This window comes from Pseudomonas sp. CC120222-01a, from assembly GCF_003097235.1.
Classification (GTDB): domain Bacteria; phylum Pseudomonadota; class Gammaproteobacteria; order Pseudomonadales; family Pseudomonadaceae; genus Aquipseudomonas.
On sequence record NZ_QEQQ01000004.1, the window covers coordinates 157,434 to 164,228 of the forward strand.

At 65.5% G+C, this 6,795-nt stretch carries 10 protein-coding genes; all 10 read left to right on the top strand.

Annotated elements, in window-relative coordinates; genetic code table 11:
• The 10 genes from N430_RS07795 to N430_RS07840 are packed head-to-tail and all read left to right on the top strand — an operon-like array spanning nt 1 to nt 6,525.
• Nucleotides 1-543, top strand: coding sequence for a PilN domain-containing protein (locus tag N430_RS07795; RefSeq protein WP_110635146.1), 543 nt, complete (start codon nt 1-3; stop codon nt 541-543).
• Nucleotides 530-1,081: a type 4a pilus biogenesis protein PilO gene (gene pilO / locus N430_RS07800; protein WP_110635143.1), complete on the top strand. Its 552-nt coding sequence runs from the start codon at nt 530-532 to the stop codon at nt 1,079-1,081. Before N430_RS07795 ends, pilO begins: the two co-directional genes overlap by 14 nt.
• On the top strand, nt 1,081-1,590 hold the full coding sequence (locus N430_RS07805) for a hypothetical protein (protein ID WP_110635140.1): 510 nt from the start codon (nt 1,081-1,083) through the stop codon (nt 1,588-1,590). Before pilO ends, N430_RS07805 begins: the two co-directional genes overlap by 1 nt.
• Nucleotides 1,587-3,479, top strand: coding sequence for a secretin N-terminal domain-containing protein (locus N430_RS07810; protein WP_110635135.1), 1,893 nt, complete (start codon nt 1,587-1,589; stop codon nt 3,477-3,479). The genes N430_RS07805 and N430_RS07810 overlap by 4 nt, the downstream gene beginning before the upstream one ends.
• Nucleotides 3,476-3,949 (top strand): type II secretion system protein, encoded by a 474-nt coding sequence (locus N430_RS07815; protein ID WP_079227948.1) that lies wholly within the window; start codon nt 3,476-3,478, stop codon nt 3,947-3,949. The genes N430_RS07810 and N430_RS07815 overlap by 4 nt, the downstream gene beginning before the upstream one ends.
• Before the next feature lie 5 nt (nt 3,950-3,954).
• The gene (locus tag N430_RS07820) at nt 3,955-4,329 is read left to right on the top strand and encodes a type II secretion system protein (protein ID WP_054885274.1); all 375 of its coding nucleotides are present in this window, start codon (nt 3,955-3,957) and stop codon (nt 4,327-4,329) included.
• Complete coding sequence (locus N430_RS07825; RefSeq protein ID WP_110635131.1) at nt 4,304-4,831, top strand: type II secretion system protein; 528 nt, start codon at nt 4,304-4,306, stop codon at nt 4,829-4,831. Before N430_RS07820 ends, N430_RS07825 begins: the two co-directional genes overlap by 26 nt.
• Nucleotides 4,828-5,229, top strand: coding sequence for a curli production assembly/transport protein CsgE (gene csgE, locus N430_RS07830; protein WP_110635128.1), 402 nt, complete (start codon nt 4,828-4,830; stop codon nt 5,227-5,229). Before N430_RS07825 ends, csgE begins: the two co-directional genes overlap by 4 nt.
• Complete coding sequence (locus N430_RS07835) at nt 5,226-5,639, top strand: curli assembly protein CsgF (protein WP_110635125.1); 414 nt, start codon at nt 5,226-5,228, stop codon at nt 5,637-5,639. The genes csgE and N430_RS07835 overlap by 4 nt, the downstream gene beginning before the upstream one ends.
• Before the next feature lie 34 nt (nt 5,640-5,673).
• The gene (locus N430_RS07840) at nt 5,674-6,525 is read left to right on the top strand and encodes a CsgG/HfaB family protein (protein ID WP_110635122.1); all 852 of its coding nucleotides are present in this window, start codon (nt 5,674-5,676) and stop codon (nt 6,523-6,525) included.
• Nucleotides 6,526-6,795 lie beyond the last annotated feature (270 nt).

A 6,795-nucleotide genomic window follows, 5' to 3' on the forward strand; every position in this document is an offset into this window, starting at 1 on the left:
ATGCGCCGCCTCGACCTGGAATTTCAGCCCCGTCGCAGCGGCCCGCTGGCCTGGTCGCTGCTGGCCATGGGCGCAGTCGCAGTCGCCGGGTTGGTGCTGGTGCAACAGCAGCTGCAGGTCGAAGCAGTAGACCTGGAAGCCCGCGTGCACAGCCTGGAACTGCAACTGGGCCGCCGCCCGGCCCCGGTGGCTCCACAGAACAGCGCCGCCAGCCGTGAACAGGCCGAACGCCTGGCGCAGATGCGCAGCGTCTCGCAGCAACTGCAACGGCCCTGGCAACAGCTGTTCGCCATGCTCGAAGCGCAGCCGCAGGAGGACGTGGCACTGCTGACCCTGACCCCGGATGCGCGCAAGGGCCAGGTGCGCATCACCGCCGAGGCCCGCAACCTGGAAGCGATGCTGCAGTACCACCAGCGCCTGGAGCAAAGCGAGGAGCTCAGCGATGTCTCGCTGCTCAACCACGAAGTGGTGGCCGGGCAGCCCGAACACCCGGTGCGCTTCAACCTGACTGCTACCTGGGAGATCGGCCATGCGCGTCCCTAGCCTTATCCTCCACGAGCAACTGCGCCGCATCGGCCCGGTCGGCCTGGGCGCCGCCGCCGTCGCAGCACTTGCCGTCGGTGTTGCGCTGGCCGGCGTAGTCCCCGAGTGGCAGGCCGTGCGCGAACTGCGTGCCAGCGAAGCCGATGCCAGCGTGCAGGTCGAACGGGTCAAGCGCGGTGAGCTGAAGATCGCCGTCAAGCCCGAGCAACAGGCGCTGGACAGCCTGCGCCAGCAACTGCCCGGGCAGCCTGAAGCGAGCGAGCTGATCGAGCGTCTGTATCACTTGGCCAGTGCCGAGCACATCAGCCTGGCGCGCGGCGAGTACGCCCTGGGGGTCGATCCCAAGACCCAGCTGTCGCGCTACCAGATCATCCTGCCGGTGCGCGGCAGCTACCCGCAGATCCGCGGCTTCCTGCGCGGCCTGATCGGCCAGCTGCCAACCCTGGTACTGGAAGACCTCGAACTCAAACGCAAAACCATCGGCGACACCGAACTCAACGGCCGGGTGCGCCTGACCCTCTACCTGTCGAGGTCGTGATGAACACACAACGCGCAGTGATGTGGGTCGGGTTCCTCGGGGTGTCGGCAGCGCTGGCCTGGGCGCCCGGGCACTGGTTCAGCCAGGAAGACAGCGTCGCCTCCTTCGCGGGCAAGCCCGCTCCCACAGGGGCGGCGTCGCCTGCAGAACCTGTGGGAGCGGGCTCGCCCGCGAAGAGGCCGGAACAGGCCTCCAAAGACCTGTTCCCAGCCCAACAATGGACCAAGCCACAAACCCTGGCCACCGTCACCGAACAACCCGTAGCCGCCGCCCCCGTCGTAGCCGCAGCCCCCACCGCTCCGGCGCTGCCGTTCCAGTTCGTCGGCCGCATGGGCGACCGCGACGACCTGCAGATCTTCCTGCAGAGCGGGGAAAAGCTGTACGTCGTGCGCAAGGGTGACGTGATCGACAGTACCTATCGCCTCGACAGAGTCTCGGCCAATGAGCTGGACCTGGTTTATCTGCCTTTGCATCAGTCACAGACCTTGTCTGTAGGGAGCGCACCATGAAGTCGTCGAAACTGTGCAAGCCTGCTCCGTTCATGCTTCTGGCGCTGTGCGTGGCCATTGCCGGCTGCGGCTCCAGCGGGGTGCGCAAGGACAGCGCCGAGCTGATGAAGGAGGGCCAGTACGAGGCCGGCATCGCCCGCCTGGAAGAAGCCCTGCGCGACAGCCCGCGCGACACCGAGCTGAACATCGCCCTGGCCCACGGGCGCCAGGCGGCGGTGGAAGCGCTGATCAGCCAGGCCGATGCCGACCGCATCCGCCACGACTTCACCGGCGCGCGCATGGGCTACAGCCGGGTGCTGACCATCGAGCCGAACAACCGCCGCGCCCAGGAAGGCATCCGCCATCTGGAGCTGATCCGCACCCTCGACGAGCGCGTGGCGCTGGGCCAGGCCGCGCTTCGCCAAGGCGACCTGTTCGGCGCCGAACGCTACATGCGCGAAGTGCTGCGCCTGGACCCGCAGAACCAGAAGGGCATTGCCCTGCGTACCGACATCGAGAACGTCCAGGCCCGCACCGCGACGCCGTACCCGCAACTGAAGAGCAAGCTGGAGCGCCCGGTGACCCTGGAGTTCCGCGACGCCGGCCTGAAGACCATCTTCGAGGTGCTGTCGCAGGTTGCCGGCATCAACTTCATCTTCGACAAAGACCTGCGCCCGGACATGAAGGCCACCATCTTCGTGCGTGACGTGCGCATCGAAGATGCCGTGGCGCTGCTGCTGGAGCAGAACCAGCTGCGCCAGAAGGTCGTCAACGACAACACCTTGCTGATCTACCCGGACTCGCCGCAGAAGACCAAGGACTACCAGGAACTGGTCATGCGCACCTTCTACCTGACCAGCATCGACGCCAACACCGCGTTGAACATGGTCAAGACCATGCTCAAGACCCGTGACGTGTTCGTCGACGAACGCCTCAACACCCTGACCATGCGCGACACCCCCGATGCCGTGCGCATGGCCGAGAAGCTGCTGCAGTCGCAGGACCAGTCCAACCCCGAAGTGGTGCTGGAGGTGGAGGTGATGGAAGTCGCCACCTCGCGCATCCTCGACCTTGGCCTGCAATGGCCCAACACCTTCGGCGTGCTGACCGACGACGGCAACCCGGTCAGCGTGCTCGACCAACTGCGCGGCATCAACTCCAGCCGCATCAGCATCTCGCCGGCACCGCAAGCCAAGATCAATGCCCAGGACAAGGACATCAACACCCTGGCCAGCCCGGTGATCCGCGTCAGCAACCGTGAGCAGGCGCGTATCCACATCGGCCAGCGGGTACCGATCATCAGTGCCACCTCGGTACCGTCCACCCAAGGCCCGGTGATCACCGAGAGCGTTACCTACCTGGACGTCGGTCTCAAACTTGAAGTGCAGCCCACCGTGCACCTGAACAACGAAGTGGCGATCAAGATTGCCCTGGAAGTGAGTAACGCCACACCGCTGGAGGCTACCCGCCAAGGCACCATCCCGGTCCAGGTCGACACCCGCAACGCGCAGACCAGCCTGCGCCTGCACGACGGCGAAACCCAGGTGCTGGCCGGCCTGGTGCGCAACGACCACAACGCCGCCGGCAACAAGATCCCCGGCCTTGGCGACATCCCTGGCCTGGGCCGGCTGTTCGGCAGCAACAAGGACGACATGAGCAAGTCCGAACTGGTGCTGGCGATCACCCCGCGCATCGTGCGCAACCTGCCATACCAGAGCCCGTCGGACATGGAGTTCGGCACCGGCACCGAGTCGAGCATGCAGGTGCGCCAGGCGATGCCGCTGCCACCGCGTGACGTGCCGGGCGACGTACCGAGCGATAGCCGCGACAGCGCGCCGACCGTGCAAAGCCAGGTAGCCACTGCCCCGGCCACTGCCCCAGCCACGGTCACTGTGAGCACCCGGCCATGAAACGCCGCCAGCAGGGTTTCAGCCTGATCGAAGTGGTGCTGACCCTGGCCCTGCTCGGGATGCTCGCGACCATGGCCGCACCGCTGACCGAAACGGTGGTGCGCCGTGGCAAGGAGCAGCAGCTGCGCGAGGCGCTGTACCAGATCCGCGACGCCATCGACGCCTACAAGCGCGCCTTCGACGCCGGGTTCATCGAGAAGCGCCTGGATGCCAGCGGCTACCCGCCGAACCTGCAGGTGCTGGTCGATGGCGTGCGCGATGTGCGCAGTGCCAAGGGCGCCAAGTTCTACTTCCTGCGGCGTATTCCCCACGACCCGCTGGTGGCGGCCAAGAACGAGGACGAAGGCGGTTGGGGCCTGCGCGCGTACGCCAGCAGCCCGGACAACCCGCGTGAAGGCGAAGACGTCTTCGACGTGTATTCGAAGGCCCGCGGCAAAGGCCTGAACAACATCCCTTACGGGCAATGGTGACAGCCATGAAACGCAGCAAAGGCTTCACCCTGATCGAACTGCTGGTGGTGATGGCGATCATCGCCACGCTGATGACCATCGCCATGCCGCGCTACTTCAACAGCCTGGACAGCTCCCGCGAGGCCACCCTGCGCCAGAGCCTGGCGGTGCTGCGCGAAGCCCTGGACCACTATTACGGTGACACCGGCCACTACCCGGACTCGCTGGAACAGTTGGTGGAGCAACGCTATCTGCGCAATACCCCGGTCGACCCGATCACCGAGCGCAGCGATGCCTGGCAGCTGGTGCCACCACCCGAAGGCGTGGCCGGCGGCGTGGCAGATATCAAGAGCGGTGCCACAGGGAGGGCGCGTGATGGCAGCCTCTTCGCGGAATGGTAAGGCCAGCGCCGGCTTCACCTACCTGGGCGTGCTGCTGCTGATCGCGGTCAGCAGCATCGCCCTGGCCGCTACCGGCACGGTGTGGTCGAGCGTCGCCCAGCGCGAGCATGAGCGCGAGCTGCTGTGGGTCGGCGGCCAGTATGCTCAGGCCCTGCGCAGCTACTATCGCGCCTCGCCGGGCCTGGCCCAGTACCCCAAGGAGCTGGCCGACCTGCTCGAGGACAACCGTTTCCCTGAGGCCAAGCGGCACATCCGCCGCCTGTACCCGGACCCGATCACCAACAGCGATGACTGGGGCCTGCTGCGCGCCATCGATGGCCGCATCACCGGCGTGCACAGCCGTTCCGATGCCACCCCGTTCAAGCGCAGTGGTTTTGAAACGCAGTTCTCCGGATTCGAGGGCCTGGAGCATTACAGCGACTGGCAGTTCGTTGCCGAGCAGGCCTTCAACGAAAGCGCTGGCGGCGCCCGTACCCATGCCGGCCCGGGAGACACGCCATGAAAGGCCTGCAGGCCCTGTGCCTGAGCCTGCTGTTGGCAGCCGGCCTGCCGGGTGCGGCCATGGCCGATGCCGAGGACGAGATGAAGGGTTTTATCGTCGACAACACCATCTCGCACATCGGTCACGACTTTTACTACTACTTCGCCGACCGCCTGCGCGCCACCAGCCGCCTGGACTTCAACCTGGTGGTGCGCGAGCGCCCGGATGCCCGCTGGGGCAGCCTGGTGACCGTAGAGTTCGACCGTGACGTGCTGTACCGGCGCTTTCTGCCGCCGAACGTCACGCAATTAAAAGAAGAGGCCGTCGCGGCCGCCGACCTGGTCAAGCAGGAAGTCATTCAGCGCAAGCTGCAACGGCTGCTGCAGGACACTACTGATCTGGATAGGGATGAGCTATGAACACGTGCATACCCCGTTGTCTTGCGGCCGGCCTGCTGCTCAGTGCCTGCACCGTTCACGCCACCGAACTGGTGTACACCCCGGTCAACCCGGCGTTCGGCGGCAACCCGTTGAACGGCACCTGGTTGCTGAACAACGCCCAGGCGCAGAACGACTACGACGACCCGGACCTCAAGGACCGAGCATCCGCCTTTGGCGGCACCTCGGCCCTGGAGCGCTTCAGCAACCAGCTGGAGTCACGGATGCTGTCGCAGCTGATGGACAACATCAGCAACGGCAAGACCGGCAGCATGGCCACCGACGCGTTCCTGATCGATGTCATCGATGACTCCGGTGCCCTGAGCATCAAGGTCACCGACCGCGCCACAGGGGAAACGTCGCTCATTGAGGTCAGTGGCCTGAACCCCTGAGAGGGATGGGTCGTTTAGCTGGGGAGAGAGCACCATGAAACGTCTGCTGAGCACTTTACTGATAGTCGCCTCGCTTGCCGGCCTGCAAGGCTGCGGCCTGCGCGAGCCGATGCCGGCCGAACAGGACACGGAAACCCCGACCCTGACGCCGCGGGCCTCGACCTACTACGACCTGATCAACATGCCGCGCCCGAAAGGCCGCCTGATGGCCGTGGTCTACGGCTTCCGCGACCAGACCGGGCAATACAAACCGACCCCGGCCAGCTCGTTCTCCACCAGCGTCACCCAGGGGGCGGCGAGCATGCTGATGGATGCCCTGAATGCCAGTGGCTGGTTCGTGGTGCTGGAGCGTGAAGGCCTGCAGAACCTGCTGACCGAACGCAAGATCATCCGTGCTTCGCAGAAAAAGCCCGACGTGCCAGAGAACATCATGAGCGAACTGCCACCGCTGCAGGCTGCCAACCTGATGCTCGAAGGCGGCATCATCGCCTACGACACCAACGTGCGCAGCGGCGGCGAGGGCGCCCGTTACCTGGGCGTCGACATCTCCCGCGAGTACCGGGTCGACCAGGTCACGGTCAACCTGCGGGCGGTGGACGTGCGCACCGGGCAGGTGCTGGCCAATGTCATGACCAGCAAGACCATCTACTCGATCGGCCGCAATGCCGGGGTGTTTAAGTTCATCGAGTTCAAGAAGCTGCTTGAGGCTGAAGTGGGCTACACCACCAACGAACCGGCGCAGCTGTGCGTGCTGTCGGCGATCGAGGCGGCGGTGGGGCATCTGCTGGCCCAGGGCATCGAGCGGCGCTTGTGGCAGGTGGCGGGGGACCCGAGCGAGGGCAAGGCAGAGGTCGACAAGTTCCTTAGCCAGAACCAGCAGCAGTGAATGGCTTAGGTGGTTGGCTTGAGGTACTTGGCGCCTGTGAGATCGAGCGCCGCCCGCGCGGCGCATCGCGGGCAAGCCCGCTCCCACATCTGTTTCGGGCCAGTCACTCCTATTAAGCCAACAGGGACCGCCTTGATGCATGACTGGAGAGAGGTGGAGCAGCATCAGTGCCCACCGAGGTGCATCGCCATGCCCCTGCTGGCTTCCACCGAGATGCATCGCCATGCGAACAAGGCGGGCCCTGTTGGCATGACAGGAGAGACTGGCCCG